Genomic DNA, 25,888 nt, shown 5'->3' on the forward strand with positions numbered 1-25,888 from the left:
GAACAATGAAAGAAGGGAATAGGGACAATTACTTTTGATATTCACCCATCTTTTCATAGAAGTAGAGGCTTTCTTTTTGCCTGAGCCAACGCTCTAGCCGTTCGGCCGCAAATGTGAATTCGACATGAAATACTTGGGCAATGGTATAAATTACTTCCTGTTTGCGCCAAGGAAACATCATTTTCTCTAACATAAACGTTGGGATACAGAAGTGCTGGGCGAAGTTATTCGCTTGCCATTCTTGCATCTCACGAAAAGAAGAAGGCAGCACTGTCTGATTGCCACAATGACGAAGAAGGTGTCCAAGCTCATGACCGAAATCTTGCCACTGTTGCTGCGGGATAAATTGATTATTAAGCACGATAAAAGGGATCTCGCCTAACTCAAAAGATTTGCTAGATTTATCATCGTATTCAAGCACAACACCTAAACGAGCAGCGATTGTCTCAACGTCTAATTGATCTGGCTTGTAAATACCAATAGATTGATAGAGAGAAAAAATGTAGTCTTCCAAAATAGTCGAATAGTCCAATTGGCTCACCTCAAAAAGAAATAGTAGGAACATATGTTTGTTTTAGTATATAATAAAACCCCGTCTCATAAAAGGCGGGGGATTATTTCATTTTATGCTCTTGTGATATCTTAGTGTTATTTACATTGTCAGTTGGTTGGCTTTTTTTGATGAAATCATACCCTATTCCAATAGCAGCCAACATAATCATTACAATAATGATTGTTACACCAGTGTATAAAGACAACCGGTTGGACAACTTTTTGAGTGCGGAAGTTAGATAGTTTTGTTTAATGGTAGATAGCTCATCTTCTTTTAAAACAGAGAATTGCTCGACATATAAGTTAAAATTGTGTTCAATATCACTTTCTTTAGACCTAAAATTACTCATGTTAACGAAGTACGAAATTATAAAGTATACTATATGAAAGGACAAAGCTAGAATAAAGAGAAACTTATCGCCTTTTGAATATGCTAGAACCCCCAATAAAGAAGCAGTAATTAATCCTAAGAGAGATTGATTAATCGAATTTATTATTTTATCTGCTTCGCTTTTTGCTTCAACAGATGCATTGTAAGCCTCTTTAACAACTTCTTTTCTTTGATCAAAAAACTCTTTTATTTGCTTCTGTATATATGCAGAAAAATTGGCCTCGATAGTTCCTCTTATTTTAGGCAAAACAGAATCAAATTTTTGTAAATCATCCAAATCACTTAAATATAGAGTGATGACATTTCTAACTATTTCAATTTTGTCATCATATTTATGTTCATCATATGTAAATTTGAATAGTTGCAAAAAATCTTGATAGTGCTCAGGTTTAAAGAAATCATCTAGTAGTAATTCAATACGTTGATAACCTTTAAAGGTAAACTTTTTATCATGATATTTATTTGCAAGAAACTTAGTAGTTAAATAAACAACAATAAAATTTAGGGTATCTTGCAGATCTGGATGCTCTACCTTATTAAATGCAAATGTTAAAGGTAGAGGACTATTATCATCAGAATGCATGTCAGTATACAAATTGAGGACTGTAGTTGCTTGTTCCAAAACAGGTTCGTCTAAAGGAATGTTAAATTCTTCTTCATCAAAAGATTCTAGTGGAACCAGCTTTAGTAACCCATTATCAACACTATTAGAAATAGGTAGAAAAACAAACTTTTTCATGTGATCTACATTAAAAAAATCGAGTTCTTTTTGCTTTAATTTATCTAAAAAAGATTTCATACTAAAATAAATAAGTACATTTTTACCCCGATCAATTATATTTTTATCGAAAATTAAGTCGATCTCGCTCGAAATTCCGTCGTCCAAAAAGGGGGCCATTGAACGATAATTAGTATACGTAATCATATGGCCGTTGTGGCGCAAAGTTATTATGTAATGTTGTTCTTGCATGTGTAAATCAAGCCAATTACTTGTAAAAAGAGTTTTGGCGTCTGTTGTATTACATTGATATTTTATAAATAAATCTTTATCTGTTTCTTTCCATTCTGTAATTTCTGAGAAGAGTGATATGTTCTTAATTGCTGATAGTATTTCATTTAAAACACCCATCCTCATCTCCCGTTCTATTTGTTTTTTTGTTTTAACTCAATTTCGGAAATTGTAATGATCGTTTTGTCTTTTTGAGAGTCGTCCACTGTAATATAGGTTTTAAAAAACTCTATTGGAAATTCTATTTTAACTTTTTTATCTGATGATTGATAGCAGACTGTAGTAGGATCTTTTTCACTTTTAAACTGGAAGCTAACATCTTCATACTCACTTCTTAAAGATGTTTTAAAGCCTTCAATAAAATCAGCTCGTTGTTTTTCTTCTTCTACAAATGGAGTGATTAGTTTTTCTAAATCTAAGTCGATATCAATATTTTTTCCATTGGCGAACGTTTTATCCACAGCAACATAAAAATCTAGTGCTTTTTTTTGTGGAACAATAGATAGAGTCTCTTCTTGTAACTTTTTAATTACTCTATCAGTCATAATTTTATCATTTAGGATCTCAGTGGCTCCTAAAAAATTAATCATAAAATATTTTGAGACTTCACCAGCTTTTTGCTGGCGATCTAAAACATGTAGGTGAACTTCTTCATCTGAGAAATCATCCACTAGTTTAATGAAAGCACATTTGTGTAGTTTATCATTGGGATTAGGAAGCATGTTCTCTTGAACTTTTAGTGAAAAGTCACTTTTATCAATTTGAATTCCTTGGTTAGGATCCATTTTCATAACAGCTAAATAATAACCAGATTGATAAGTATACATTAGAAAAAAGAGTGCGCCATGACTTGTAGAGGACGTAGTTTTCATGTTTCTAAATAGTTCATTAGTTAAACTATGAGAAATTTTTATGAATTCTTGAGTGTTAGAAATATCTGATGCAAAATTAATTACTTGAGATTGAACAAAATTGTTACCTTCTGTAAACTTACTTGCCTTTACTTGACGAGCGTTTAAGGAAGTTGCAATATGATCGGTAAAAAATTCTAAAACGACAGCAGGAACCCCAGCTAAATTTATTACTTGTGATGCAAGTGATGGAGTCTGTTTTGTTAAGTCAATATCATGAGCAATCATTTGTGTAATAGCAATAGTCATTCTTTTCCTCCCGAAATTAAGAATTGTTTTATATAATTAAAAAATTTCCATTGATTATACCCAATTCCTATATTTAATTGGTAGAATCATAAAAAATAAATCTCCTATAGTTGCAGTGTTTTGTAGATGTTTAACAATAGATAATATATGCATATCATGAAAATAGTACCATCATATAGCTAAAATAAAGACACGCCGCAGCGTGCCTTCTTTGATCATACAAACTGCTCTACAACTTTATTAATCTGGTCTTTTGAATCAATCAAATCAATTGGTTGGTTAAATTCAATGGTTGTGCGTTCTTTATCTGTGCTTGCGTCATTAAGCATTATGTAATTTCTGCTCTTTTCAAAGTACACACGAATGACCCACTTGCGGATGTTGTCATCTAAGACGATATTAAAGTAGCTTTTGTTGTCACGATAGAAAAGGCGATCCGTCGGAACAATGTCTTTCACAATAACTTTCATAATGGAGTAAGTTTCTAACTCTTCAGCCGTTGTGACAATCTCTCCTTTGGATTTTTCAGGAACTTCTTCAATCTCTACTTCGTCTACGACCACTTTATTTTCTGTTGTTGATTTTAAGGCAGCGTTAAGCTTGTTATTTACTTGCTCATTAACGATTTGTTTTAAACCCTTTTTGATGATAGGTGTGAATTTTTCGAGAGTCGTTTTTGTTTTCATGCCATCATAGATTTCATTAACAAGAAACTTTACGAAATCTTCAGTCGGATTATCAAACTGCTCATTTAGGTACACTTTTAGAGCATTTAAGTACTTCAATTCTGAAGCAGTACTTGTAATATTGTCTACATCAAAATTTTCTTTCCTAAATTTAGCTATCTCATTAATGTGAATATCTCTTAAGTCTAAGATGTTAAAAGAAAAGAAAGGGGATGCGTCCATTTTATTTGGCTCTTCAAGGTCAGTGTAAAATCTATATTCAATTCCATTTGTTAAAATGCCGAATTTAGATGACGTTGTTCCAAAATAACGGAATAATTGTGAATCATGTTTCGTTAACTGTTGATCAACACTTTTGCATTCTATGAGAATAACAGGTTCATTTTCTAGTAAGATAGCGTAATCTACTTTTTCACCTTTCTTAATCCCTACGTCTGCTGTGAATTCAGGGTTGAATTCTAATGGATTAAATACATCGTAGCCAAGTTGTTGAAAAAACGGCATAACGAGTGCTGTTTTTGTTGCTTCTTCTGTAGTGATAGAGTCTTTTAACTTTTCAACACGTGCTGACAAATTGCGTAATTGTTCTGTGAATTTTTCCATCAATAACACTCCTTCATTAAGTTACTAATCTATACATATCATGAAAATAGTACCATCATATAGCTAAAATAAAGACACGCCGCAGCGTGTTACTTATTTGCATTCCTCTTTTTAATGATCTCCCAGATCGCTCGAAGTTCCTCGAGTTGTTCTATAGGGGACTCCTTCATATCTTTAAAAAACAAATTGAGCTCCGGGTTTTTAAAGAACTCAAGCATTTCACGTTCATCATCTGTAAGGCTATTGGAAGTTGAGCTTTCGCTGTTTGTTACACCGAGTAAATAATCAGTACTGATCTCGAGAACAAGAGCTATTTCTCTAAGCATTTCATTTGAAGGTGTGCTATGCCCGTTTTCGTAATTGCTGATTGTTCCTTTAGTTGTTTTTAAGCGGTCGGCCAGCTCTTGTTGGGTAAGCTTTTTACGTAAACGCGCTGCTTTTAGTCTTTTTGATAGCATAAACAACGCTCCTTTTATTTAATGGTACAAGTTAATTGTACAACAATAAGAGATAAAGAAAAATAAAGTACAAGAAATTCATATAAAATAGTTGGCGTATAAGATTCTTGTACTTATAATGAGGTTAACAAGTTCAAGAATCTCATACAAAGAGGTGATGAAATGAAGAATAGCAATTTAATAAATGCCCGTTTGAAAAAGGGTTTAACTCAGGAAGAACTTGCAAAAATGCTAGGTTACACCAAAGCGGCTGTCTCTAACTGGGAAAACGGGGTTTCTATTCCGCGTACTAAAGATGCAATTGCGATTTCTAGAATTCTTGAAGAAAGCGTCGATTATCTTTTTTATGCTCAAAACGAACAAGAATCTCATACAAAAATTAATGATGATAAAACCAAAAAAGCTATATAAGAAAGGGGGTCTCCAAATGAACGCAACTAAAAAAGCCCGAGAGCTGGTTGGTCAAAAGGTAAAGGTTTGGATCAATGGCAAGTATGTTCAGCGTGTTCTTTGTGAAGATCAGGACGGTTTCTATATCCGTTTTGAAAATGAGCGTACTCCGGTGAAGGCAAAGCTTCATAGTTCACTTGTTGAATTCGCCGCGCTGGATAAAAAGAGTCGGGCGGCGGTTGAAAGAGTAAAAGAGTCACGTACAGTTGATCCGCAACAGCAGCAAGATCATTCCCAAGAGAAGGAGGCAGTTGCTCTTGAAAAACAAGAGACGCCGGAGCGATCCGATCAGCCAACTTCTGCACACGATGAGAAGCCGTCTTTTTTCCGATACCAAACGAGCGAAACGATCAATGAGTTGATCGGCGTGCCTCCATAGCATACAGAATGGTTTGTCACATGGGGAGTGGGTTGGTGGTACGGAATGAGGGGAGGTGAGAGGGATGGAAAAGCAAAAAGAAACAACCCCTGCTGAAACAGAGGTTGAAAATAAAGTTTTACAAGAAAGAATCGAACAGGTTTCTCTGCTTTATGTAGATTTCTTAGAAAAAGCTATCAAGAAACCGAGTGCTGTGAATTTCAACGTACTTCAAACAATCAATGATTCAATTAGAATTTTGCATCACTTAAAAAAAATAAACAGTTAAACTTTTTCCCATTCGTAAATATCCGTGGGCACGTCTTCAATGGTTCCATCCAAGCTATCCCATTCATAACAGCCCGTTACGTGCATATACACATCGTCAGCAGCGGAAAGTGTGTTTGGATAGTGACCATAAATAACATCGTTGATAACAAGTGCGTATTTTCCAACCCTTTTATCTATGCCGATTTTAAACGTGCCGATTGGACTTTTGTAAAAGAACATAATCATAACCTCCTTTATAGGAATATTATACCAAATGGTTAAATGAATGGATGAAGAAATTGTCCTTTGAAAAACTAATAAAAAGTGAGGTATGAAAAATGAGCGAGCGAACAGCAAAAACACCCCCTGCTGGAACAGGGGATGAAGAGATAAATTGTGATGTTAAATTCACCCAGATTTTTGAGCATGGAACAAAAGTAAAAATTCGATTCTCTATTGAACTAGCAAACTACTCACTTAAAGATTTTCATAGAGTTTTAAGCTTTGTATCTTCAAGTGCAAGAAAGTTCTATCTGCAAGTTGCTGAAAAGATTAGTAATAGGCTTTGATCATTTCAGGGTTACCGTTATAAGTATCGTATCCAATGCGGCTCACAACAAAAGATTCATTGTACGGAGAGATTAACACATCACCTACTTTTATATCGGTATCGATTAAAAAGCCAATGTGAGTGCCGTCTTCGTCTTTGTTCGATAATCCTTGAGCAGATGCAATAACCTCAGAATTTCTTTTAATTGAATACGTTACTAGGTCAAATGAAAAATCGTTGAAGTATATCTTTGCTGGAATCGGTAATGAAGCCATAATATCACTTCCTTCTTATGAAAATTTTACCACAAGGGGGGAGGGAGAGAGCGTTAACAAGATTAGAAAATAGATATTCGAAGGGGGAGACCAAATGTCACACACTTTTATAGGTTTTGATCCTGACAAATTAAAGTATCCAGAATTAGCTTTCTTGATTGGCTATGTTGCTGAGCATTGTTCAGATCAATCTGAGAAAGTTGTAGCTGGCGAAGTACGACGTTTCGATTCTAAGTCTAATCCTAATAAATTGTTGTTCTTTAGTATTAGTTTGCTCTTTGAGGATGAATTTGGTGATTTTCACTATAGAAATTTGTTAGTCATGAAAGATCAACGAGTAAGCATATGTGATAGTTTTTCAGAATTTGATATGAAAATGTTCGTAGAGTTGAAGTCTCTTTATGAAGAACATTTCTGTTTGAAAGGGGTGAGCAGTTTATGATGTTGCCAATTGATCTGGACCTGCTTGAAAAGAGGATTGCTATTCCAGCGTTGCTAGCGGAACTATCTTATTTAAACGAACATCGCTCAGTTGAGTTGGTAAGGGTTTGGGGAGAGAAGACGATGGCGATCACATCGTTGTATGACTTGTTGCTGAAAGAAATTCAAGTTTCCAGTTGCCAGCAGCAAGCGAATTAATGTGAATTCATTTTTTGGAAGGGGAGATTAAATATGAAAATAGGAGAGAAAATTGCTGAAGCTAGAAAGCGGGTTGGATTCACTCAAAAAGATTTATCTGAGGGAGAAGAGGTGTTTTGCTCACGTGAAGCCATTGCTAAATATGAAACTGGCAAACGCCCTTTTCCTAAAGATCATTTCAGAGGGGTGGCCAATACATTAGATGATCCACAATTTTATTTTGATAGTTGGGAAGAAACAACTGGGCATGTAAGCATTCCTTTTTTTGATGGCGACTACATAGATCAGCATCCAAGTGCCATGAAGTACATGGTGAAGAAAGAAACATATGAAGCACTGGAAAACATGGAAAAAGTTTGTTGGGCCAAGCCGACACACATTCGTAATAGCGCAGAACAAGAAGAGATCAAACAGGTGATCAAGGAACTGTTAGATGCAGCGGCCAGCATGATCAACCTCGTAGCCATTCTTTGTCGAGAATACGGATTTTCGATGCGTAGCATATTCAAGCAATGGCGGCTATCCACGAAAGCGAAAAGGTGGTGGTCATAAGTGGAACAAACATTAGTGAATGAAAAGAAAAAGCGTTTGGTCCAGTTGGTGAAAGAACTTCAAGACAAGGGAATAAAAATCGATTTCTGCAGGAATTACCTTCAAGTGAGATCGGTGGGAGGGAGATAAAAATGATCATAGCAATACTAGTCTTTGTATCATTCGTCACTGGCTACTATTGGTGTCTTGCGTGTGAGGAAGTCAAATATGAAAGCGACAATTAAAAAGCGATAAGCTCTGGCAAGCTTACCGCATAGGGAAATTGAATTCAAGAACATTATAACACATTTTTAGAAATGCAGAAACGAGCGATATAAATATGCCTTATATAAAAACATGATGTGGGGAGGGCAGAAAAGCGATGGAACGTGTTTTAGATGCATGTTGTGGCAGTCGGATGTTTTGGTTTGATAAGCAAAATGACAACGTAGTGTTTATGGACAATCGCCAATTAAGTGACACACTTTGCGATGGGCGAAAGCTAGAAGTGAACCCTGATGTCGTCGCAGACTTTAGGAATATGCCATTTGAAGATGATTCATTTTATTTAGTCGTTTTCGATCCACCACATTTATTAAAAGTCGGCGAAGATTCTTGGTTGGCGAAGAAATACGGAAAGCTTGGCGAAGATTGGCAGAACGACATAGCGCAAGGGTTTAGCGAGTGTATGAGGGTTCTTAAACCAAACGGAACGCTTATTTTTAAGTGGAACGAGGATCAAATTAAATTGAAAGATGTTTTAAAGTGCTTTGACCAAAAGCCGTTATTCGGAAATAAACGTAGCAAGACACACTGGTTAGTCTTTATGAAAGGTTAAATAGCAATTTGTGAATGATCTATTCTCTTTTCCAGACACCCTAGCGATGGTTTCTGAATTTGTTCTCTCAAATACAAAAGTTACGAATGGAAGGTTCAATTCAATAGCTTTTAGTGGTTTAAGTAGATTTTTCATGATACCAGCTCCCTTTTTAATAATTTTTGCTAGGGTGTTTACCTGAACAGCTTCTGGGAGCAGAGCCTGGAAAAAAGAACGATAACTCTATTATAGTACAAAATCCAATTTAATATGAAGTAGCAAAATAGAGAAGGGAGAAAAGAAAATGACGATTAAGGGAATTTTAGATACTCCAATTAGTGAATTGTGGGATACCATAAGTCCTTTTGTAATAGGTTATCTAATATTTTTTGCAGTATATTTCGTGTTAGTTTTATCAATCATCATAGTTGTTTTTATCAAAGTAAGAAAAAGTCATAGGGCATTCGAAAAAGAGAGAAAAGAATTTTTCAAAGGAAGGTAGTAAGTCGTAGTTTGTTGAAGATGTGCACCTGTTTTGGTGCTCATCGATAACTATCAGAGTGGATCTCTGGGAGTTATCGATGGGTATCAACCATCGGGAAGGAGTGTGAGAAATGGAGCTAGTAAGTAATCAGCCAATTGAATTTGATGTCTTTGGTCGAATGAAATTTCATCCAGCGTTTCATCAAAAGCATGGGCAGCCTTATTCTGAGTCTGATCTTGAATACTTATGCAAGTATTGGGAGACGGATGGGATGCAGCTGATGGCCCTTGCGCTGGGACGACCAGAAGGAGCCATATCAACCAAGGTGGCCAAACTCAAGAAAAACGGCCGATTCGACTATTACAAAAATTTGAATAAGCATTGGTAAGGAGTGGAGAAGGAGGTATTGATTTGCTGTTTGAAGTGGAGTTTGTAGACAAGAGCAACTTGGTATTGTTCACGGCACTAATATTCGCTGACAACGTAACAGAGTGCCGTAAACAAGCCAAAGCAATACAAAAAGAAAAACGTATAAAAAAATCATACCACATGTACATAGAAGAGTGTGTGGTATGAAGGAATTTTATTATGAGATTCCTAGTGAAGTCATTCGTTTGTCCAAGGGTAAGAATGACTATGTTACTAGAGTTAAAAGGTATTTTCGCCTACTACATCCAGAGTTGAGATTAGTTAAGGTTCAAGGTAAGTGGGCATTTTTTGTGAAAAAGAACACGGGGTGAAGGACATGGGAAGTAAGCTACTTTTAGATGAAAGGCCGTTACTTGTGCTACCATCATTAGCCACAAAAATCGGCTTAAATGAAGCTCTGTTTCTTCAGCAGTTAAACTACTGGATCAACAGCAGCAATCACATCCACGAAGAGAAGAAATGGGTGTATAACACGATAGCGAAGTGGCAGGAGCAATTTCCTTTCTGGTCAGAAAGTACGCTCAAACGAATTATTAAAAACTTAGAAAAGCTGAATCTTTTAGTCACTGGGAATTTTAATAAGTCCCCGATTGACAAAACAAAGTGGTATTCAATTGATTTTGATGTTCTTGAAAAGTTAAGTGAAGTACCTGAGGAAGATCAAGAGAAAACGCATAACGATGCATTAGGTCAAAATGAACCGATGGACAGTCAAAATGATCTGTCGTCAGGTCAAAGTGACCTATCGAGTGGGTCAGAATGGTCTATCGAAGGGGTCAATTTGACCAAAGCAATACCAGAGAGTACTACAGAGAGTACTTCAATTAAAGAAGTGGAAGAAGATGCGCCTGCCCCAAATCCATTTTCATTTTTTGAACAAAATGGATTCGGAACTATTGGCGGTCATATTGCTCAAAAAATTTCTGCTTGGTGTGAAGATCTTTCAGACGAACTTGTTTTATACGCCATGACTTTAGCTGTTGAACAAGGGAAATGCACCTGGAGCTATACCGAAGCCATTCTTAAAGACTGGCATCAGAAGAAGTTTCGTTCCGTTGATCAAGTTAACGCTGCCCGATTAGCTTATAAACAGCAGCAAACACAGAAAAAACAGTCTCGCAAATCTTATAGCGGTAAACCTATTCGGGAAGAACGAACTCCAGCTTGGTTGAAAGTGCAAGAAGATCAACAAGTGCCTGATGCATCATTTGAAAGTGATAAAGCAAAACTGGAAGCTGATGCGGAGTTCGAGAAAAAGCGTGCAGAACTAGAAGCAAGAATCAAAAGAAGTCGTGAGGGGCGTAGTCGTGAATAAGTTAACACTTGGACAACTCTGTTATCTTGCACGCTATACAAACTTAAGAGCAAGCGCTTTAGAAGAGTTGTTTAGGAGGATGAGAGTTTATGAGCGGGAATAAATTGCGATTTAAAAACCCCGCATTCCAGCGCGCTTTTGAAGAAGGTTATCGAATGGGGCTTAATCATGGAATCAATAAATCTACTAGCTTTTTTCAGTACAAGTTTAAGAGATTGCTAGAAGTTGATGGGATCGGTCCTCGGACTCTGGAAAAAATAAAAATGTCACTAGGAAAGGAGTATTTTGATGATTAAGACTGGTGCTATGGAAATCACAGAAATTGAATTGAGACGTCGTTACAGACCAATTAAGCGTCTTTCCGCAAAGTTCAACAAAGGCTTACGTTTTCAGCTTGTTTTCGTCGTGAGTAAGCAAAGGAGCTTTGGAGATCATCAGTTGGTCCAGTTGCAAAGTGAGAGAAAAGGCAACTTTGGGCGGTATTCAAAAAGTTTGCTGGATAGCATGTTTAAGAACTGGTGAGGTGCAGAATGATCGGAAAAATAAGTCAATGCGGCACTTGCGAAAAGCTATTCAAAGTAACACATAGAGATAACGTTTTCTATTGCTCGACTAAATGTGAACGGGAGCATGATCTTTTTCGAGAGGCAGGTGAAAGCCATGAATACTGTGAAAACATCGTTTCTGTCTCCAGAAGAGTTGCAGCAGCACATTGAACGAATTAACAGTAAACGGTCTCCTGTTTTTAAAGAGAAGCGAGCTGCAGACTGGCGTTGGCCACAAAACAGAAAAAGAGCTGAGCAACAAGCCCAGCCCCGCAAGAAAGATACAAATTAATTATAACACATATGGGGTGAGCAAATGTCAATCGAAGTACAAGCTCTTGAACTAAATGAAGATCTAACCGTTACATCTAAGTTGGAGTCAGATGTAGTCAAGGTGATCATCCTTGACGGAAAAAAAGGGACTGCGTGCTCTTTTTACGCTGTCGAACATGGCCAGACGGTGATCGAGACCGTCAAAGGCAAGAGTGTCAGAGTGGAACACAACAGCCAGACATTACTCCCTTAAATAAATAACTTACTTACAGTATGAAGGATGACTTGTACCAGTGCTACACAGCTACTGGTACAAGTTTACAAAAGGACGGAATATACATGGATTTTTTAATGTGCAGCAGTTGCGGTAGGAAGAAGGTTAAAGTAATTGATTGCCGCCAAGTGGAATTCGATTTCGAAAAGAAAGAACCTGTTTTCAAATGTGTCACTTGTTTAATTAATGAACTGGAGAGGGGCAATTCGGATGTTGCTATTCAATCTGATGCAAGCGGTTAATGAAGGAGTTAAAGAAGCGGCGGCCCAAGGAAATGAGCTAGCGCTAAGCATGTTAGATCAAGTTCAAGAAAATGAAAAATGGCTGGAACTTCAGCCTATCGAATCTGAGTTGAAACAAGTTAATTATTTGCTTTCTTGTACCAAGCATTCAAAGAAAGTAGCAGCATTGAGCAAGAGAAAGGCTGCGTTAATCATTCAACGAGCAGAATCACTTTCTCATTTGAAACAAAGAGGCTCTTATGAAAAGGTGTGTTAATTGTAAAGGTCTAACGGATCGAGGCGAGCATTTGTGTGATTCTTGTTTCAAGGATGAGATGAAAAAGAAGATCGTGGGGGAGCGAGATGAGAAAAGCTAAACGCAAGCCAGGTTACTATCTGCTTTTTCGGAAAGAGGAAGGTCAGTCGGTATGGTTGTATGAACGGTTGCAACGTCATGAGCTGAATAGCCGGCTCAGAAATGGATGGAAGATTGCTAGGTAGGGAGGAAGGCAGAATGAGAGAGATCGAGTTTCGCGGCCGATCAGTGGTCACTGGTGAATGGTTATATGGCTCTTTGATCCAAGCAATACCTCAAGGGGCTGTGGTCATATATGACGATAATCAAGTGATACATGAAGTTGACTCAGAGACTGTTGGGCAGTTCACAGGGGTGAAGGATGACAAGAATGGAAACAAAATTTTTGAGAAAGACATTGTTCATACAGTTGGAGTTATTCCAGGAGTGACAGTTGATGATATAGGTATTGTGAAATTCATCGATGGCTCTTATATCGTTGAAAGTATGAACGGTAATGATGGTTGGGAGCTATTTCAAGAAGGAGCTGAAATTGAAATAATCGGCAATACATCTGATAACTCAGAGCTATTGGAGGTAGAACGATGACAACAATCACAACGCTTGAAACAGTCGCAATAATAGTGACGGGAGGAGTAATGATGCTCGCTGGTTATCTTGTGGGATCAGCGGCTAGGAAGTGACGTATTAGACACAGAATACGAGACAAAGGGTGGTTTTGTTTATATGAACAAGGACAGTTACGTGCTTCATTTAATAGAAGACCCCATGTTCGGCGGTGACAGGGGTGCGTTTATCGGCTATTGGACAGGAGGAAGGTATCGGGGTGACGATGTATGGTTTCCAGGAGTAGCTGATGATAAGTATGACAAAAATGTAAAAGTTTATACCTCAAAAAAGCGTGCTGAAAATGCGGTTGAAAAATTAAAAGATAAGTTCACTTTTGTCACCAACGCTGTAATTGAAAAATTAGACGCAGAAAGAATGACAAATGATCAATTGGTTGTCGTAGATTGGCTTTCAAGCACGAAAGGTGATTTTTTAGTTAATTTGATTGAATTGGAAGGAAGTTACCCAAGTGTTCCAGATGATGTCTTAGATGCTTATGAAAGATTGACAGTTAAAGAAATATTAGAAGCTATAAAAGAGTCGGCGAATAATTTGTTAGTGGAAATGACGTAGTCCGATGAGGAGGAATCGGATGTCGGATCAACTAAGAGTGAGAGCTAAAAAAGATTGCGTATGTGAATCGTATTATCACAGCAAGAAGAAGCGATTTCGAAAAGGAAATTACTATACTGTCAGACGCAATCCAATCAGAGTCGATAACGGTTTAACCGTATATCTTGGAGGATTACCAATGTGCGATGTAGGGAGTCCTTTCTTTGAAGAACATTTTGAGTCTATTAGATAATGTCGTATCTTGATGAAAATACGAAGGAGGAAAATAAGTGAATATTAAATTATTTAAAGCGAAATTAAACACAGGAGGTAAAACTTCTGAACAAGTAAGAAACGAGTTTGATGGATCAGCACCAAGCGAGGAAGAAATCCAAAACTGGATTAAAGCTTACAATTTGGTTGACGGGATTGAAGTTGTCGTTATGGAAAGTGGAATATACGAAGGTTATACATTAGCTGGATGGGGTCATGATGTTGATGAAAAAGTAAGAGAGTTTGTTTACTTAGTAGAACAAGATCCAGTGTTTGGTACGTATGTTGATGAGCGTGAAGAGTTTATGAATGATTGGGAAAATGAAGAATATGAACCTGCCGGCTCACTTGTATTCAAGAATGAGGATGTTGAGATCATTGAGGAACTGAAGCAAAAGTAAATGTGAGGGAGTGATCCAATTGGGCCTTTTAATAGAATCGCAGATTAAGAGTTTGTCGGTTGAGGGGCTACATTTGCTAGTGGCAGATGCGCAATATCGGATAGGCTCTCATATAGCTGGTGGCGATCCAGTAGACGTGTATGTGGAGCAACAACGTTACATTCTGGATTTGGTGCAGGAAGAATTGCAAAGAAGAAAATAAAAAGCCAGGATCGCTCCTGACTTAAGTGGTTGCATATTGGCTGTATGGAAAAAGGGGGTCCTGCCTAATAAAAGGTTTTCCCACTTGAGAAAAAATATACAAAAAGCCGAGAAAGCTCCCGGCCTTTTCATTACATTAATCTGCTTCGATACGAATAGCATCGATTCTTTGGCAGTCTACAATAAGAGTTGAGCCTGGTTCTGTTTCAGGATCCGAAAAGAAGGCACAGCAATTATTCTGATTGAAGTTAATAAATACTACGTCTTCTAATCTTCGGCCACTAGATAAAAAAACATCTACTTCTGTCTGTGGTTGTAGCTTTCTTAGTTGATCACAAATACATCCATTGCATTTATGCTCATGGTCTTTATGTTCATGATGGTGACAATGGCATTTATGCTCATGGTCTTTATGTTCATGATGGTGACAATGGCATTTATGCTCATGGTCTTTATGTTCATGATGGTGACAATGGCATTTATGCTCATGGTCTTTATGTTCATGATGGTGACAATGGCATTTATGCTCACAGTCTTTATGTTCATGATGGTGACAATGGCATTTATGCTCACAGTTTTTATATTCATGTTTGTGACAATGTTTCTCCTTATGACGCATAAAGTAATTCCCCCCTTTGTTGTTTGATATTATACTTTATGAATTCAGAGTCAATATTGATTGGACAAACAGCTTAATCTTATTCTCGAATTTTTAGGTAGGGGTTATACAATTGAATGTTTTGAGTACTTGGATGAAGCCGAGGATCAAGTGAAAGAGTTAGTAGAAGCAGGAAACAGAAGTGTTCATGTTGCCCAAGAAATTCCGATAAAACTCAAGGTAAAAGTAGAGTTTTAAAAAGAAAAAAGCCGAGAAAGCTCCCGGCCTTTAAAAAAGTATCAGCAAATCTATTTTAACAGATCGGGGGCGTCTCTTCTTTGAATACTACATGAACAAAGTTGATGAAGAACCAACCGAGTACGTTGAATTAAAAGTTGGTGATTGGGTTGAAACATCAAAAGGCGTTGGGTTTATAGATGTGATCGGTACTGTATACGTGCAAGTGATAATATGTCGAACACGATACAACTTCATGGTTAATGAGATTATCGCTACTAATATAAAACTTGAATCAGAGGATTATGGAGCACTGGCAAATTTAGCTTTAGCAACAGGTGACAAAGCTTGGTTCATGGAAACCACTGAGAAGATGAAAATACTTGTACAATAAACAAAATTAATAATGTGCAAAATTCAAGTTTTATTCTAATGATTCAAGGAGGCATCTAAATGAACAGTCTGCAAAAGGTATTCCATTATAGCGACAATCAAATAAGAACGATTTCTATTAATGATGACATTTGGTTTGTTGCTAAAGATGTCTGTGATGTATTAGAGATTGGTAATCCGAGTGAGACTTTAAAGCGATTGGCCCAGGATGAAAAAGCCCTCATTTCAACTGAGGGCTTCCGAGGTCCTGTTAATGTAGTAAATGAATATGGATTTATATTCACTCATTATCGGAAGTAGAAAACCGGAAGCGAAAGCATTCAAACGTTGGATTAATCACGACGTACTTCCCACTATTAGAAAAACGGGAGGATATGTGGCCAACGATGATTTGTTTGTTGATACGTATTTGAAGCATGCTGATCCGCAAACTAAATTGATGTTTAGAGCCACACTAGAAACTGTCAGAAGACAAAATGAAGAAATTTCTGTGATGCAACCAAAAGCAGAGTACTTTGATGCCCTTGTGGATAGAAATTTATTAACTAATTTCCGTGATACAGCAAAAGAACTTCAAGTGGGAGAAAGGAAATTGATTAACTGGTTGTTAGAAAAGAAATATGTGTATCGAGATCAACGACAAAAGCTCAAGCCATATTCACAATATGTTCCATCATTATTTGAATTAAAAGAGTGGGAAAGAAACGGTAAAGCGGATGTCCAGACGTTAATTACTCCTAAGGGTAGAGAAACTTTCCGCATTTTGTTACAAAAGGTAGCAGTATAGAGGAAATATCATGAAAAACTTGCTATAATATGTGTAACTGAATAGGTCCAAGAGAGGAAAACCTGAGGACGCAAATTGAGAGTGAAATGCTCTTAGTTTGCGTCCTTTTTATTTAAAGGAAGTGAAAACAATGAGACCATCATTCAAAGACCAGCTAAGCAATTGGAAAAGAGATCATATGACAGTAAGACAACATAAAAAGAAAAAGTGCAATGGGCTTTCTGAAAGAGAGTTAAGGTCACTTATGGGTGAGAACATGTAAGTGTTAAGGCGAGGCAAGGGTGGCGCCTATAAAAGGTAATAAATAATAGACAGGCGGGTGGAACAATGAGTAAACAATTAGATCTTTTTCTAGCAGAAATTGATAGAGAAGCAACAAAGGCAGCGGTTGAAAGTGAATTAAATAAGTATAGATTCTTGTTACTGACGACCACAGATGACATGACACCTAAGATCACACCAGAGTATTCGATGGTCCCTCCATCTCCGAATAATTCATTTCATTCTACTACTGAAGATATTGCAATTAAACGCGCAGACATGGAGGTACACCGGTCAAAATTTATTAAGAGAATTGCTATGGCTGTAAATAGATTGGGATATATGGAGAGATCGATCATAGTCAGTCGTTACATGAAAGAGGATGATGTCTATGATTATGAAGTATATAACCAGTTAGGTATGAGCGAAAGCAAGTACTGATCTGACCCAATAAAGTTAGACACGCGTTAACGAAATAAAACATAGAAAACAGGGCCGCCTCGAGAAAAGGCGGCCTATTGTCTTTAGTTTTTCAATGGGAGTCAATTCATGATCATAAAATCGGATCTTTGACAAATATTCATATATATACTCCTTATATGTGTGTTTCTATTGTCAGGTTAGACACAAAATATAGCGTTAAGAAAGTGTAAATTTGGAAGAACAGCATTTGGAGTGCAAATTATTTAGACGGTGGTTGGAGTTTTGAAAAAGAAGATTAATGCCGAAGTCCATTGAAAGAATTGGAGTTAGAACAGCAAAAAAGCTAGGATGAAATGTCCTAGCTTCAAGAAGATGGGCTGCTTTATTTAAGAATTACCTTTATCAATAATTGGTATAAATTTATATTTAAGTGGCTGATAATAAGGGGAACTGAGCATTTTAAAGAACCTAATTAATCGAATTGTAAATTACCATTTAAAAGTGACTTTGATTTATAAGGAAACATATGTCTATTGTCTTGTTTCTTTATTTCAGATCGATATATTAATTCTGAAACCGTGACACATTTATAGCCGTTTTTATCTAGATCATTCAAGATTGTATTCAGTGCTCTAACTGTTTGAGTTCGATTGCCTCCAGCATCATGAAGGAGAATGATATCCCCATTTTGTAAATTTTTTATGACATGGTTACTAATTGTATATGCGGAAGAACGACGCCAATCTTTGGGATCTTGATGCCAAGACCATATAACCACAAGATAATTATGTTGTGAAGCGGTGTTCACAATTGTATCGTTAAGGGTACCTCCCACTGGGCGGAAAAGTGTAGTATCCACTCCAGTAATTCTTTTAATGGCACGAGAGGTTAAATTGAGCTCATTACTTAACTTTTTAGCACTAATATTTTTGTTAGAAAAATGATTGTAAGTATGATTACCGAGTTCATGACCTTCTTTTACCATTCTTTTTAACATTTGAGGATATTTATTTGCATTGATTCCAGTGATAAAAAAGGTAGCTTTTGCGTTGTGTTTAGCTAGCAGATCAAGTATTTGCGGAGTAAAAGTGGAGCTTGGCCCATCGTCAAAAGTAAGAGAAACAAGTTTTTCTTTTGTATTTACTTCCCAAATCACTTGTCCTGACGTTTCATATTTACTACGGCTACTGCTATGTGCTTGGGGAACTGAGAACATGAAACTGAAACTGATTAAAAAAGTACAAAATGAGATCAGTAATTTAAGCAAAATAATCACTCCATGTTTTAAAAATAATATTAATTAGTCTATCCATCTTGAAGTGAAAAAAAACAAAATTATCTATAGGGAAAATATTAGCGGGTATGAAAAAACAAAAAATAGCCAGAAGAACCTCTTCTGACTAATAAAAGATTTGCAATTTGCTCTTTAGGAAAGCGTACGATTAAAGCCCAAATGGAATGTGTCCTGGAGGGCAGCAAGGGTTGTGTGGAATACCGCACATTGTATGTTGCTCATAACATTCATTTACTACTGATTCTGTGTGTGGGAAATAGTGTTGATGATTAATCATATGTTTGTTCACGTTTGTGGTATGGGAAGGATGAATATGCGACACTACAGTATTGGACAAATTGGTTTTAACAAATTGTTTAGTTGGTGATACCAGTGGCGGATCAAACTGAGTTGGTAATGCTTGAGGAGGGCAAAATTGCGGTGGTCTACCACATCCGCCATGTAAATGCCCCCAATCTCCATGATACATTGAATTTCCTCCTTTTTAGATTAGAGTATTGTCATTAACAGTGTATGGAAATTGAGGATACATGTACTAGTTACCTCACCTATTTTTCACCTACACTTTTGATACATTACCTGAAAAGAAAAAGTGGGATTGTAAATATGGCTAGATGCCTATATTTACAATGAATCTGTGAGTCCTACTTTCAAAAAACAAAATGTACAAAAGCTCCCGTTAGTTGAATAACAAATTTAGTTAATAAATATATCTAAACGTCTCATATTTCCCCAACTTGATAACAGTTTTAAATTCGTCTCCACCATTTTTATCCTTTAACATAGCATCCATCTTATCATCTTTAATATTGTAATGTCTCTTATTTTGAAAGCCTACACTTCAAATTGTTGGATGGTCTAATATTGGTGATAAATCTCCATCTAACACTATAGTTCAATAAGAAAAAACGAAATTAGATTATTTCGGTTCCTCTTTTTCACAAGCGGTACAACTTTGTTTTAAATCGACATAAGTAATAAACCATTGCTACTTCAATTCTTGATATAACAGCATTTCTAAATTGGCAAAAGCCCCTGGCCGATTGTGAAAGGGGCTTGTTTTTACTAAAACAAAATATTTATTGTTTTAGTTCCATTAAAATCATATAGCCGTCTTTTGTATCTATAGCTACTTTTTTCTTATCTTTTTCAAAAAAACGAACACTTCCTAATTGTTCTTCTTCCAGTTCAATCCATCCTGTATCTTTAATTTCCTTTAAATAACTTTCGTTAATGCTACCTATCTCGTCTGCTTTCGAATAGTTATACCTTTGATATTTTTTGATATTCGTATTTTTTAATTGACTATCATGTTTTGCTTTTTAGCTTCTGTAGGAATTGGAAAGTCTGCAATTTCACTAGATGTGCTAAAGCCTGAATCTGAACCCGAACCGGAACAACCTGTCAACATGAATATTGAAAGTAATGTCAAAATAATAATAGAGTGAATTTTCATTGAACCGACTCCTTTGGTATAATATTGAATATGTGCTATTAAAAACAATTATATACAAATTTTTGATATATTCTATTTTTATATGATTAATATACCTCTTTGATCAGGTGAACCTGTTTAATTGGTTTGCATAAACTTAAAATCAATGTTTTCTAAAGTACTATTGCAGTTCATATGAAACGAAAAAGCCCTTTCGGTTGAAGAGCTTTTTCGTTATCTGTGCTATTCTATAGAAGAAACGTGATATCTTAAAACATCTTTTTGTGAGTTCTACCTACTATGCATCAAGGTCGAATAAGAAGAAAAGAGGGTCGCCTATAAAAAGGCGGCCCGTTTTTTCGTTATATCAATTAGTCACTAACTTCCTTTTAACACTCGAAAAGCCTCCGCTATTTTGCGTGCAAAGGAAAGGGGTGGTTCTATCGATTGAAAGTGTAGATATAGGATAGTTGGCTTTGTGTATAGCCAGTGATTATGCAATGCGCTAATAAGGATGCCATTCTTGACAAGAACGCTTGTAAAGAGGGGAACTTCTTTTTCAAGAATGACAGTTTCACCAAGATTGAGTGCGTTCCCTTGATGATCCAATGATTCAAACATGATTTCTGCGTGAAGATCTCCACGGCTTGGGCGGCCTTGAATGGTTACATTGAGATCCCGATGCATTTCTATGGAGCAAACGCCATGTTCAATGGTTGGCTTTGCATTGAATATTTGAGCGTATTGATGACAAAGCGTGTTAAAGTTCATATGACCCCACCTTTTTATAACAATTTATGTAGTAGACAATGGTGTTATGACCCGTGAACGAACGATTTAGTTGATAAGTGGTGAGTAATGAAAGCTGGAAGTGTGATAGTGATAAAGTGAAACTTCAATGAGTGGGGGGTTCTTCATCCCCCACTCATTGTTAGTTGAACGGATCGGGCGTTTACGGGCTGTTGATCCCCACCTATATGCCTACGTTTCTTCTGCCATGTTAAGATGGGGGTCTTACAGCCCGTTAATGCGGGATAAATAGCAAAAATGAAGGAATATGAATGAGTAAGAGAAGCTGAACTAACTATTTTTGTTATACTTAATTGTGGAATCGAACGGATTTTAGACAGATGTCTTATTTTCCCCTACAATATAATTGATTTAAGTCTTTGCTAAACATACAATAAGTCATAGTTCTTTTACATAAGAGTGTGCTAATCAAAAGCACTTTAATCAGAGATGTCCTTTTTATGAAAAATATGATAAGATAAAAAACGAACACTTGTTTGTTTTTTGCTTTTCCCCATGGAAAGGCTAGAAAGGGGAATATTTGTGTCAAGAAAAAAAACAATGATTGAATATAATGACGATGCCATTCAAGTTCTTGAGGGGCTTGAGGCTGTGCGAAAACGTCCGGGAATGTATATCGGTTCTACGGATGCAAGAGGGTTACACCATCTAGTTTATGAAATTGTCGATAATTCAGTCGATGAAGCGCTCGCTGGATATGGCAATGAAATCAATATTACAATTCATAAAGACCAATCAGTCAGCGTGCAAGATCATGGGCGCGGAATGCCTATAGGAATGCACAAGATGGGCAAACCTACTCCAGAAGTAATTTTAACGGTTCTTCATGCTGGCGGGAAGTTTGGCCAGGGTGGGTATAAAACGAGTGGAGGACTTCATGGGGTAGGTGCTTCTGTCGTCAATGCTCTATCGGAATGGCTGACAGTAACCATTCATCGCGATGGTTTTATTTATGAGCAACGCTTTGAAAAAGGTGGAACGCCGGTTACGACATTAGAGAAAATAGGAAAAACAAAGAAAACAGGTACCATCATTCACTTTAAACCGGACGAAACAATTTTTAGTACGATTAATTATAATTTTGATACGCTTGGTGAACGGTTACGAGAGTCTGCTTTTTTATTAAAAGGGATGAAAATCACGTTGCGTGATGAGCGCCATGGAGCAGAAGAGATCTTTCACTATGAAAATGGTATCGAAGAGTTTGTTAAATATTTAAATGAGGAAAAGGACACGTTACATCCAGTGGCTTCATTTGCTGGGGAGCAAAGCGGCATTGAAGTCGAATTTGCTTTTCAATTCAATGATGGCTTTTCTGAAAACATCTTATCGTTTGTTAATAATGTTCGCACAAAGGATGGGGGAACTCATGAAGCAGGTGCTCGTACAGCAATGACGAGAATGTTTAATGAGTATGCTCGCAAAGTGAACTTATTAAAAGAAAAAGATAAGAATTTGGAAGGAACAGATATTAGGGAAGGATTAGCCGCGATTATTTCTGTCAGAATTCCTGAGGAGCTTCTGCAATTTGAGGGACAGACGAAAGGAAAGCTAGGAACGAGTGAAGCCCGCTCAGCCGTTGATCAAGTCGTCTCTGCTCAGTTGTCTTATTTTCTTGAAGAGAATCCGGACATTAGCTCTCTATTAATTAAAAAGGCAGTGAAAGCCGCTCAAGCAAGAGAAGCGGCTCGCAAAGCGAGAGAAGATGCCCGCAACGGCAAAAAACGCAAAAAAAATGAGACAGTTCTCTCTGGGAAGTTAACACCAGCCCAATCAAGAAATCCACAAAAAAATGAACTGTATTTAGTGGAGGGAGATTCGGCAGGTGGTTCGGCAAAGCAAGGTCGTGATCGTCGCTTCCAAGCGGTGTTGCCACTTCGAGGAAAAGTGATTAACACAGAGAAAGCAAAACTGGCGGATATCTTTAAAAACGAAGAAATCAATACGATCATTCATGCCATTGGTGGCGGAGTTGGACCGGAATTTGCTGTGGAAGATGTCAATTATGATAAAGTCATTATTATGACCGACGCAGATACGGACGGAGCACATATTCAAGTGTTGCTGCTAACCTTCTTTTACCGTTATATGAAACCTCTTATTGAAGCGGGGAAAGTGTATATTGCGCTTCCGCCGTTGTATAAAGTGAGTAAGGGCAGCGGCAAAAAAGAAGTCGTTGAATATGCATGGACGGATGATGAGCTCGATGAAACGATGAAAAAAGTAGGGAAAGGCTGCATGCTTCAGCGTTATAAAGGTTTAGGTGAGATGAATGCCGACCAATTATGGGAGACCACCATGAATCCTGAAACGAGAACGCTGATTCGTGTTTTAATTGATGATACAGCAAGAGCCGAACGTCGGATCACTACTTTAATGGGTGATAAAGTGGAACCGCGCCGCAAATGGATTGAATCAAATGTTGCATTCGGTATGGAAGAGGATGGCAACATTTTAGAAAACGAGAACCTTTCAGTCGGCGAGGAGGAATAAGTAAATGGAGAAAGAAAAATTTCAAGATTTACCACTAGAGGAAGTATTAGGTGACCGCTTCGGTCGCTATAGTAAATATATTATTCAAGAACGCGCGCTACCGGATGCCCGCGATGGGTTAAAACCGGTTCAGCGCCGGATTTTATACGCGATGTATGCGGAAGGAAATACGCATGAAAAGGGATTTAGAAAATCAGCCAAGACGGTTGGTAATGTAATTGGTAATTATCATCCGCATGGTGATACGTCGGTCTATGACGCGATGGTGCGTCTTAGCCAAGATTGGAAAGTGAGAAATTTGCTCGTTGAAATGCATGGAAATAATGGGTCGATTGATGGTGACCCTCCAGCTGCGATGCGTTATACAGAGGCGAGACTTTCCTCGATTGCAGGCGAATTATTAAAAGATATTGATAAACGAACGGTTGATTTTATCCCGAATTTTGATGATACAACGGAAGAACCGACGGTACTTCCGGCGAGGTATCCGAACCTTTTAGTCAACGGAGCCACTGGAATATCTGCTGGTTATGCAACAGAAATCCCTCCCCATCAGCTTGGAGAAGTCATTGATGCGGCTATTTTAAGAATGGATAAGCCAAACTGTACGGTGGAAGAGTTAATGACGGTCATTAAAGGCCCTGATTTTCCAACGGGAGGGATTATTCAAGGGATCGATGGCATTGAAAAGGCTTATAAAACAGGTAAAGGAAAAGTAGTCGTCCGCGGCAAGGCTGAAATTGAAGAAATTCGAGGCGGGCGTAAGCAAATTGTGATCACTGAAATTCCTTATGAAGTGAATAAAGCGAATCTCGTGAAGAAAATAGATGAACTTCGTTTAGACCGCAAAGTCGAGGGAATATCAGAAATTCGTGATGAAACCGATCGAACAGGTTTAAGAATTGTGATTGAGCTGAAAAAAGATGGAGATGCTCAAGGAATTTTAAATTACTTATATAAGACGAGCGATCTTCAAGTTAGCTACAACTTTAATATGGTGGCGATCCATAATCGTCGTCCTACTTTAATGGGGTTACATCAATTACTTGATGCCTACATTAGCCATCAAAAAGAAGTGGTTACAAAACGTTCCGAATTTGAACTGGCGAAAGCAAAAGCCCGGGCACATATTGTTGAAGGTTTGATCAAGGCGTTATCTATTTTAGATGAAGTGATTGCTACGATCCGAGCGTCCAAGGATAAAAAAGATGCCAAACAAAATTTAATGCAGTCCTTTGATTTTACCGAGCCACAAGCCGAAGCCATTGTTAATTTGCAGTTATATCGATTAACGAATACGGATATTACAGCTTTACGCAAAGAAGCAGAAGAACTAGCTTCTTTGATCGACCAACTAACGGCTATCTTAGCCAGCGAGCAAAAGCTAGCGTCTGTCATTAAAGCCGAGCTTCGGGCCATCAAGAAAAATTATAATGATGAGCGCCGGACAATGATAGAAAAAGAAATCGAAGAAATAAAAGTAAACTTAGAAGTCATGATTCCAAGCGAAGATGTCATGGTGACTGTGACAAAAGATGGCTATATTAAGAGAACAAGTTTGCGCTCCTATTCAGCTTCCGGTGGGGCTGACCTTGCGATGAAAGAGACGGATCATCTTCTTTACCAAGCGGAAGTGAATACAACAGATGTATTGCTAGTGTTGACAAATAAAGGGGACTATTTATATTTACCAGTTCATGAACTTCCAGATATTAGATGGAAAGATCTGGGGCAGCATTTGGCCAGTCTTGTGTCGATCGATAAAGAGGCAGAGGTTGTTTCCGTATTCTCTGTGAAAGACTTTACGCAACCGTTATTTTTATTATTTGTAACGAAAAACGGAATGGTTAAGAAAACAGAGCTTTCACAGTATAAAGTTCAGCGTTATTCTCGGGCGCTCGTAGCAATCAACTTAAAAGGTGATGATGAAGTCGTCGATGTTCATTTGACGGATGGAGAAGGCAATGTGTTTATCGCTACAAATTTTGGTTACGGTTTATTATTTGCTGAACAAGAAGTGAACATTGTTGGTCCACGAGCAGCGGGAGTGAAGGGAATTAATTTAAAAGACGGCGATTTTGTTGTTGCTGGGAAAGTAGCGAAAGCGTCATCCAATCCATCGGTTCTTTTAGTTACTCAACGAGGCGCTGTGAAGAAAATGGATATGTCTGTATTTGAAGTGGCTACTCGAGCGACTAGAGGTGTCATTATGCTTCGGGAATTGAAAGCCAATCCTCATCGAGTGGTTGGAATAGAGTTCATTGAATCAACAGAAAAAACAGTTTTACAAACAGAAAAAGGTCAAATAGAAACATTTGATTTTCACTCGTTAAAGAAGAGTGATCGTTATTCCAATGGGTCATTTGTGATTGATGAAAAAGAAAGGGGTGTAGTCACCAATATATGGCGATTGATTGATCCACAACAATAAATGGATTCTGTAGGGCTGTGTACAATTACACAGCCCTATTTTTGTATGATGTGTAAAAAATCCATTTGATTGGAATCTATCTTT

The 25,888-nt window shown here is 37.4% G+C and carries 39 protein-coding genes; 28 read left to right on the forward strand and 11 right to left on the reverse strand.

The window, feature by feature from the left end; genetic code table 11:
• Positions 1 to 28: 28 nt before the first annotated feature.
• The 5 genes from WDJ61_RS07665 to WDJ61_RS07685 form a co-directional block, all read right to left on the reverse strand.
• Positions 29 to 532, reverse strand: coding sequence for an ImmA/IrrE family metallo-endopeptidase (locus WDJ61_RS07665; RefSeq protein ID WP_338754229.1), 504 nt, complete (start codon positions 530 to 532; stop codon positions 29 to 31).
• Between the two features lie 82 nt (positions 533 to 614).
• A complete protein-coding gene (locus tag WDJ61_RS07670) occupies positions 615 to 2,072 on the reverse strand; it encodes a hypothetical protein (RefSeq protein ID WP_338754230.1) in 1,458 nt (485 codons plus the stop codon).
• Between the two features lie 14 nt (positions 2,073 to 2,086).
• Positions 2,087 to 3,112: a nucleoid-associated protein gene (locus WDJ61_RS07675; RefSeq protein WP_338754231.1), complete on the reverse strand. Its 1,026-nt coding sequence runs from the start codon at positions 3,110 to 3,112 to the stop codon at positions 2,087 to 2,089.
• 215 nt (positions 3,113 to 3,327) lie between these two features.
• Entirely contained in the window at positions 3,328 to 4,401 is a 1,074-nt protein-coding gene (locus WDJ61_RS07680; protein WP_338754232.1) for a type I restriction endonuclease, read from the reverse strand.
• Positions 4,402 to 4,490: 89 nt separating this feature from the next.
• The gene (locus WDJ61_RS07685; RefSeq protein WP_338754233.1) at positions 4,491 to 4,859 is read right to left on the reverse strand and encodes a helix-turn-helix transcriptional regulator; all 369 of its coding nucleotides are present in this window, start codon (positions 4,857 to 4,859) and stop codon (positions 4,491 to 4,493) included.
• Positions 4,860 to 5,021: 162 nt separating this feature from the next.
• Between WDJ61_RS07685 and WDJ61_RS07690 the strand changes: the two genes are divergently transcribed.
• The 3 genes from WDJ61_RS07690 (at position 5,022) to WDJ61_RS07700 (ending at position 5,956) form a co-directional block, all read left to right on the forward strand.
• Complete coding sequence (locus WDJ61_RS07690) at positions 5,022 to 5,270, forward strand: helix-turn-helix transcriptional regulator (RefSeq protein ID WP_338754234.1); 249 nt, start codon at positions 5,022 to 5,024, stop codon at positions 5,268 to 5,270.
• Between the two features lie 16 nt (positions 5,271 to 5,286).
• A complete protein-coding gene (locus WDJ61_RS07695; RefSeq protein ID WP_338754235.1) occupies positions 5,287 to 5,688 on the forward strand; it encodes a hypothetical protein in 402 nt (133 codons plus the stop codon).
• A gap of 64 nt (positions 5,689 to 5,752) precedes the next feature.
• On the forward strand, positions 5,753 to 5,956 hold the full coding sequence (locus tag WDJ61_RS07700) for a hypothetical protein (protein WP_338754236.1): 204 nt from the start codon (positions 5,753 to 5,755) through the stop codon (positions 5,954 to 5,956).
• On the opposite strand, the gene WDJ61_RS07705 is transcribed toward WDJ61_RS07700, so the two are convergent.
• A complete protein-coding gene (locus WDJ61_RS07705; protein WP_338754237.1) occupies positions 5,953 to 6,177 on the reverse strand; it encodes a hypothetical protein in 225 nt (74 codons plus the stop codon). The two genes, WDJ61_RS07700 and WDJ61_RS07705, sit on opposite strands and share 4 nt — an antisense overlap.
• A 98-nt stretch (positions 6,178 to 6,275) precedes the next feature.
• On the opposite strand from WDJ61_RS07705, the gene WDJ61_RS07710 reads away from it, so the two are divergent.
• Entirely contained in the window at positions 6,276 to 6,506 is a 231-nt protein-coding gene (locus WDJ61_RS07710) for a hypothetical protein (RefSeq protein WP_338754238.1), read from the forward strand.
• Here WDJ61_RS07710 and WDJ61_RS07715 read toward each other — a convergent pair.
• Entirely contained in the window at positions 6,490 to 6,762 is a 273-nt protein-coding gene (locus tag WDJ61_RS07715; protein ID WP_338754240.1) for a hypothetical protein, read from the reverse strand. The genes WDJ61_RS07710 and WDJ61_RS07715 overlap by 17 nt on opposite strands.
• Positions 6,763 to 6,856: 94 nt before the next feature.
• Between WDJ61_RS07715 and WDJ61_RS07720 the strand changes: the two genes are divergently transcribed.
• The 22 genes from WDJ61_RS07720 (at position 6,857) to WDJ61_RS07830 (ending at position 17,359) form a co-directional block, all read left to right on the forward strand.
• Complete coding sequence (locus WDJ61_RS07720) at positions 6,857 to 7,204, forward strand: hypothetical protein (protein WP_338754241.1); 348 nt, start codon at positions 6,857 to 6,859, stop codon at positions 7,202 to 7,204.
• Positions 7,201 to 7,401 carry a hypothetical protein gene (locus tag WDJ61_RS07725; RefSeq protein WP_338754242.1) on the forward strand — a complete coding sequence of 67 codons (201 nt, stop codon included), beginning with the start codon at positions 7,201 to 7,203 and terminating at the stop codon, positions 7,399 to 7,401. Before WDJ61_RS07720 ends, WDJ61_RS07725 begins: the two co-directional genes overlap by 4 nt.
• A 33-nt stretch (positions 7,402 to 7,434) precedes the next feature.
• The gene (locus WDJ61_RS07730; RefSeq protein ID WP_338754243.1) at positions 7,435 to 7,953 is read left to right on the forward strand and encodes a helix-turn-helix transcriptional regulator; all 519 of its coding nucleotides are present in this window, start codon (positions 7,435 to 7,437) and stop codon (positions 7,951 to 7,953) included.
• 361 nt (positions 7,954 to 8,314) lie between these two features.
• Positions 8,315 to 8,770 (forward strand): class I SAM-dependent methyltransferase, encoded by a 456-nt coding sequence (locus WDJ61_RS07735; RefSeq protein ID WP_338754245.1) that lies wholly within the window; start codon positions 8,315 to 8,317, stop codon positions 8,768 to 8,770.
• 593 nt (positions 8,771 to 9,363) lie between these two features.
• Positions 9,364 to 9,621 (forward strand): DNA-entry nuclease, encoded by a 258-nt coding sequence (locus WDJ61_RS07740; protein WP_338754247.1) that lies wholly within the window; start codon positions 9,364 to 9,366, stop codon positions 9,619 to 9,621.
• Positions 9,622 to 9,978: 357 nt separating this feature from the next.
• Positions 9,979 to 10,977, forward strand: a complete 999-nt coding sequence (locus WDJ61_RS07745) for a DnaD domain protein (protein ID WP_338754248.1) — start codon at positions 9,979 to 9,981, stop codon at positions 10,975 to 10,977.
• 89 nt (positions 10,978 to 11,066) lie between these two features.
• A complete protein-coding gene (locus WDJ61_RS07750; RefSeq protein ID WP_338754249.1) occupies positions 11,067 to 11,273 on the forward strand; it encodes a hypothetical protein in 207 nt (68 codons plus the stop codon).
• Entirely contained in the window at positions 11,266 to 11,499 is a 234-nt protein-coding gene (locus tag WDJ61_RS07755) for a hypothetical protein (protein ID WP_338754251.1), read from the forward strand. Before WDJ61_RS07750 ends, WDJ61_RS07755 begins: the two co-directional genes overlap by 8 nt.
• Positions 11,500 to 11,637: 138 nt before the next feature.
• A complete protein-coding gene (locus WDJ61_RS07760) occupies positions 11,638 to 11,814 on the forward strand; it encodes a hypothetical protein (RefSeq protein ID WP_338754253.1) in 177 nt (58 codons plus the stop codon).
• Positions 11,815 to 11,838: 24 nt separating this feature from the next.
• Complete coding sequence (locus WDJ61_RS07765; RefSeq protein WP_338754255.1) at positions 11,839 to 12,048, forward strand: XtrA/YqaO family protein; 210 nt, start codon at positions 11,839 to 11,841, stop codon at positions 12,046 to 12,048.
• 231 nt (positions 12,049 to 12,279) lie between these two features.
• A complete protein-coding gene (locus WDJ61_RS07770) occupies positions 12,280 to 12,567 on the forward strand; it encodes a hypothetical protein (RefSeq protein ID WP_338754256.1) in 288 nt (95 codons plus the stop codon).
• Between the two features lie 86 nt (positions 12,568 to 12,653).
• On the forward strand, positions 12,654 to 12,791 hold the full coding sequence (locus tag WDJ61_RS07775; RefSeq protein ID WP_338754257.1) for a hypothetical protein: 138 nt from the start codon (positions 12,654 to 12,656) through the stop codon (positions 12,789 to 12,791).
• 13 nt (positions 12,792 to 12,804) lie between these two features.
• Positions 12,805 to 13,194 (forward strand): YopX family protein, encoded by a 390-nt coding sequence (locus WDJ61_RS07780; RefSeq protein WP_338754259.1) that lies wholly within the window; start codon positions 12,805 to 12,807, stop codon positions 13,192 to 13,194.
• A gap of 138 nt (positions 13,195 to 13,332) precedes the next feature.
• The gene (locus WDJ61_RS07785; protein ID WP_338754260.1) at positions 13,333 to 13,788 is read left to right on the forward strand and encodes a hypothetical protein; all 456 of its coding nucleotides are present in this window, start codon (positions 13,333 to 13,335) and stop codon (positions 13,786 to 13,788) included.
• Between the two features lie 269 nt (positions 13,789 to 14,057).
• Complete coding sequence (locus tag WDJ61_RS07790) at positions 14,058 to 14,441, forward strand: hypothetical protein (protein WP_338754261.1); 384 nt, start codon at positions 14,058 to 14,060, stop codon at positions 14,439 to 14,441.
• 19 nt (positions 14,442 to 14,460) lie between these two features.
• Complete coding sequence (locus WDJ61_RS07795) at positions 14,461 to 14,643, forward strand: hypothetical protein (protein ID WP_338754262.1); 183 nt, start codon at positions 14,461 to 14,463, stop codon at positions 14,641 to 14,643.
• Positions 14,644 to 14,951: 308 nt separating this feature from the next.
• A complete protein-coding gene (locus WDJ61_RS07805; protein WP_338754843.1) occupies positions 14,952 to 15,263 on the forward strand; it encodes a hypothetical protein in 312 nt (103 codons plus the stop codon).
• 58 nt (positions 15,264 to 15,321) lie between these two features.
• Complete coding sequence (locus WDJ61_RS07810) at positions 15,322 to 15,498, forward strand: hypothetical protein (protein ID WP_338754264.1); 177 nt, start codon at positions 15,322 to 15,324, stop codon at positions 15,496 to 15,498.
• A gap of 91 nt (positions 15,499 to 15,589) precedes the next feature.
• Positions 15,590 to 15,871, forward strand: a complete 282-nt coding sequence (locus tag WDJ61_RS07815) for a hypothetical protein (RefSeq protein ID WP_338754265.1) — start codon at positions 15,590 to 15,592, stop codon at positions 15,869 to 15,871.
• Between the two features lie 59 nt (positions 15,872 to 15,930).
• Positions 15,931 to 16,170 (forward strand): Bro-N domain-containing protein, encoded by a 240-nt coding sequence (locus tag WDJ61_RS07820; RefSeq protein WP_338754267.1) that lies wholly within the window; start codon positions 15,931 to 15,933, stop codon positions 16,168 to 16,170.
• Positions 16,139 to 16,657: a phage antirepressor KilAC domain-containing protein gene (locus WDJ61_RS07825; protein WP_338754268.1), complete on the forward strand. Its 519-nt coding sequence runs from the start codon at positions 16,139 to 16,141 to the stop codon at positions 16,655 to 16,657. Before WDJ61_RS07820 ends, WDJ61_RS07825 begins: the two co-directional genes overlap by 32 nt.
• A gap of 327 nt (positions 16,658 to 16,984) precedes the next feature.
• Positions 16,985 to 17,359: an ArpU family phage packaging/lysis transcriptional regulator gene (locus tag WDJ61_RS07830; protein WP_338754269.1), complete on the forward strand. Its 375-nt coding sequence runs from the start codon at positions 16,985 to 16,987 to the stop codon at positions 17,357 to 17,359.
• Positions 17,360 to 17,813: 454 nt separating this feature from the next.
• Here the strand turns inward: WDJ61_RS07830 and WDJ61_RS07835 are convergent, their stop codons facing one another.
• From WDJ61_RS07835 to WDJ61_RS07850, 4 genes are all read right to left on the reverse strand, one after another.
• Complete coding sequence (locus tag WDJ61_RS07835) at positions 17,814 to 18,617, reverse strand: polysaccharide deacetylase family protein (RefSeq protein ID WP_338754271.1); 804 nt, start codon at positions 18,615 to 18,617, stop codon at positions 17,814 to 17,816.
• Between the two features lie 166 nt (positions 18,618 to 18,783).
• Positions 18,784 to 19,104 carry a CotD family spore coat protein gene (locus WDJ61_RS07840; protein ID WP_338754273.1) on the reverse strand — a complete coding sequence of 107 codons (321 nt, stop codon included), beginning with the start codon at positions 19,102 to 19,104 and terminating at the stop codon, positions 18,784 to 18,786.
• Positions 19,105 to 19,932: 828 nt separating this feature from the next.
• A complete protein-coding gene (locus WDJ61_RS07845) occupies positions 19,933 to 20,091 on the reverse strand; it encodes a hypothetical protein (protein ID WP_338754274.1) in 159 nt (52 codons plus the stop codon).
• 357 nt (positions 20,092 to 20,448) lie between these two features.
• Positions 20,449 to 20,841 carry a DUF1259 domain-containing protein gene (locus WDJ61_RS07850; RefSeq protein ID WP_338754276.1) on the reverse strand — a complete coding sequence of 131 codons (393 nt, stop codon included), beginning with the start codon at positions 20,839 to 20,841 and terminating at the stop codon, positions 20,449 to 20,451.
• A 579-nt stretch (positions 20,842 to 21,420) separates the two neighbouring features.
• Between WDJ61_RS07850 and parE the strand changes: the two genes are divergently transcribed.
• Positions 21,421 to 23,373 (forward strand): DNA topoisomerase IV subunit B, encoded by a 1,953-nt coding sequence (parE, locus tag WDJ61_RS07855; RefSeq protein ID WP_338754741.1) that lies wholly within the window; start codon positions 21,421 to 21,423, stop codon positions 23,371 to 23,373.
• A gap of 4 nt (positions 23,374 to 23,377) precedes the next feature.
• A complete protein-coding gene (parC, locus tag WDJ61_RS07860; protein ID WP_338754278.1) occupies positions 23,378 to 25,804 on the forward strand; it encodes a DNA topoisomerase IV subunit A in 2,427 nt (808 codons plus the stop codon).
• Positions 25,805 to 25,888 lie beyond the last annotated feature (84 nt).

It is taken from the genome of Bacillus sp. FJAT-52991, from assembly GCF_037201805.1.
GTDB classification, from domain to species: domain Bacteria; phylum Bacillota; class Bacilli; order Bacillales; family Domibacillaceae; genus Bacillus_CE; species Bacillus_CE kandeliae.

What these genes read in the sequence shown, in the direction of transcription:
- WDJ61_RS07750 (WP_338754249.1), top strand. Translation starts at nt 11,067, where the DNA reads ATGAGCGGGAATAAATTGCGATTTAAAAACCCCGCATTCCAGCGCGCT.
- WDJ61_RS07760 (WP_338754253.1), top strand. Translation starts at nt 11,638, where the DNA reads ATGAATACTGTGAAAACATCGTTTCTGTCTCCAGAAGAGTTGCAGCAG.
- WDJ61_RS07715 (WP_338754240.1), bottom strand. Translation starts at nt 6,762, where the DNA reads ATGGCTTCATTACCGATTCCAGCAAAGATATACTTCAACGATTTTTCA.
- WDJ61_RS07700 (WP_338754236.1), top strand. Translation starts at nt 5,753, where the DNA reads ATGGAAAAGCAAAAAGAAACAACCCCTGCTGAAACAGAGGTTGAAAAT.
- WDJ61_RS07850 (WP_338754276.1), bottom strand. Translation starts at nt 20,841, where the DNA reads ATGAACTTTAACACGCTTTGTCATCAATACGCTCAAATATTCAATGCA.
- WDJ61_RS07740 (WP_338754247.1), top strand. Translation starts at nt 9,364, where the DNA reads ATGGAGCTAGTAAGTAATCAGCCAATTGAATTTGATGTCTTTGGTCGA.
- WDJ61_RS07845 (WP_338754274.1), bottom strand. Translation starts at nt 20,091, where the DNA reads ATGAAAATTCACTCTATTATTATTTTGACATTACTTTCAATATTCATG.
- WDJ61_RS07710 (WP_338754238.1), top strand. Translation starts at nt 6,276, where the DNA reads ATGAGCGAGCGAACAGCAAAAACACCCCCTGCTGGAACAGGGGATGAA.
- WDJ61_RS07830 (WP_338754269.1), top strand. Translation starts at nt 16,985, where the DNA reads ATGAGTAAACAATTAGATCTTTTTCTAGCAGAAATTGATAGAGAAGCA.
- WDJ61_RS07780 (WP_338754259.1), top strand. Translation starts at nt 12,805, where the DNA reads ATGAGAGAGATCGAGTTTCGCGGCCGATCAGTGGTCACTGGTGAATGG.
- WDJ61_RS07770 (WP_338754256.1), top strand. Translation starts at nt 12,280, where the DNA reads ATGTTGCTATTCAATCTGATGCAAGCGGTTAATGAAGGAGTTAAAGAA.
- WDJ61_RS07680 (WP_338754232.1), bottom strand. Translation starts at nt 4,401, where the DNA reads ATGGAAAAATTCACAGAACAATTACGCAATTTGTCAGCACGTGTTGAA.
- WDJ61_RS07820 (WP_338754267.1), top strand. Translation starts at nt 15,931, where the DNA reads ATGAACAGTCTGCAAAAGGTATTCCATTATAGCGACAATCAAATAAGA.
- WDJ61_RS07720 (WP_338754241.1), top strand. Translation starts at nt 6,857, where the DNA reads ATGTCACACACTTTTATAGGTTTTGATCCTGACAAATTAAAGTATCCA.
- WDJ61_RS07725 (WP_338754242.1), top strand. Translation starts at nt 7,201, where the DNA reads ATGATGTTGCCAATTGATCTGGACCTGCTTGAAAAGAGGATTGCTATT.
- WDJ61_RS07670 (WP_338754230.1), bottom strand. Translation starts at nt 2,072, where the DNA reads ATGGGTGTTTTAAATGAAATACTATCAGCAATTAAGAACATATCACTC.
- WDJ61_RS07840 (WP_338754273.1), bottom strand. Translation starts at nt 19,104, where the DNA reads ATGTATCATGGAGATTGGGGGCATTTACATGGCGGATGTGGTAGACCA.
- WDJ61_RS07745 (WP_338754248.1), top strand. Translation starts at nt 9,979, where the DNA reads ATGGGAAGTAAGCTACTTTTAGATGAAAGGCCGTTACTTGTGCTACCA.
- parC (WP_338754278.1), top strand. Translation starts at nt 23,378, where the DNA reads ATGGAGAAAGAAAAATTTCAAGATTTACCACTAGAGGAAGTATTAGGT.
- WDJ61_RS07755 (WP_338754251.1), top strand. Translation starts at nt 11,266, where the DNA reads ATGATTAAGACTGGTGCTATGGAAATCACAGAAATTGAATTGAGACGT.
- WDJ61_RS07775 (WP_338754257.1), top strand. Translation starts at nt 12,654, where the DNA reads ATGAGAAAAGCTAAACGCAAGCCAGGTTACTATCTGCTTTTTCGGAAA.
- WDJ61_RS07815 (WP_338754265.1), top strand. Translation starts at nt 15,590, where the DNA reads ATGAACAAAGTTGATGAAGAACCAACCGAGTACGTTGAATTAAAAGTT.
- WDJ61_RS07730 (WP_338754243.1), top strand. Translation starts at nt 7,435, where the DNA reads ATGAAAATAGGAGAGAAAATTGCTGAAGCTAGAAAGCGGGTTGGATTC.
- WDJ61_RS07825 (WP_338754268.1), top strand. Translation starts at nt 16,139, where the DNA reads ATGGATTTATATTCACTCATTATCGGAAGTAGAAAACCGGAAGCGAAA.
- WDJ61_RS07690 (WP_338754234.1), top strand. Translation starts at nt 5,022, where the DNA reads ATGAAGAATAGCAATTTAATAAATGCCCGTTTGAAAAAGGGTTTAACT.
- WDJ61_RS07735 (WP_338754245.1), top strand. Translation starts at nt 8,315, where the DNA reads ATGGAACGTGTTTTAGATGCATGTTGTGGCAGTCGGATGTTTTGGTTT.
- WDJ61_RS07685 (WP_338754233.1), bottom strand. Translation starts at nt 4,859, where the DNA reads ATGCTATCAAAAAGACTAAAAGCAGCGCGTTTACGTAAAAAGCTTACC.
- parE (WP_338754741.1), top strand. Translation starts at nt 21,421, where the DNA reads ATGATTGAATATAATGACGATGCCATTCAAGTTCTTGAGGGGCTTGAG.
- WDJ61_RS07765 (WP_338754255.1), top strand. Translation starts at nt 11,839, where the DNA reads ATGTCAATCGAAGTACAAGCTCTTGAACTAAATGAAGATCTAACCGTT.
- WDJ61_RS07785 (WP_338754260.1), top strand. Translation starts at nt 13,333, where the DNA reads ATGAACAAGGACAGTTACGTGCTTCATTTAATAGAAGACCCCATGTTC.
- WDJ61_RS07675 (WP_338754231.1), bottom strand. Translation starts at nt 3,112, where the DNA reads ATGACTATTGCTATTACACAAATGATTGCTCATGATATTGACTTAACA.
- WDJ61_RS07695 (WP_338754235.1), top strand. Translation starts at nt 5,287, where the DNA reads ATGAACGCAACTAAAAAAGCCCGAGAGCTGGTTGGTCAAAAGGTAAAG.
- WDJ61_RS07705 (WP_338754237.1), bottom strand. Translation starts at nt 6,177, where the DNA reads ATGTTCTTTTACAAAAGTCCAATCGGCACGTTTAAAATCGGCATAGAT.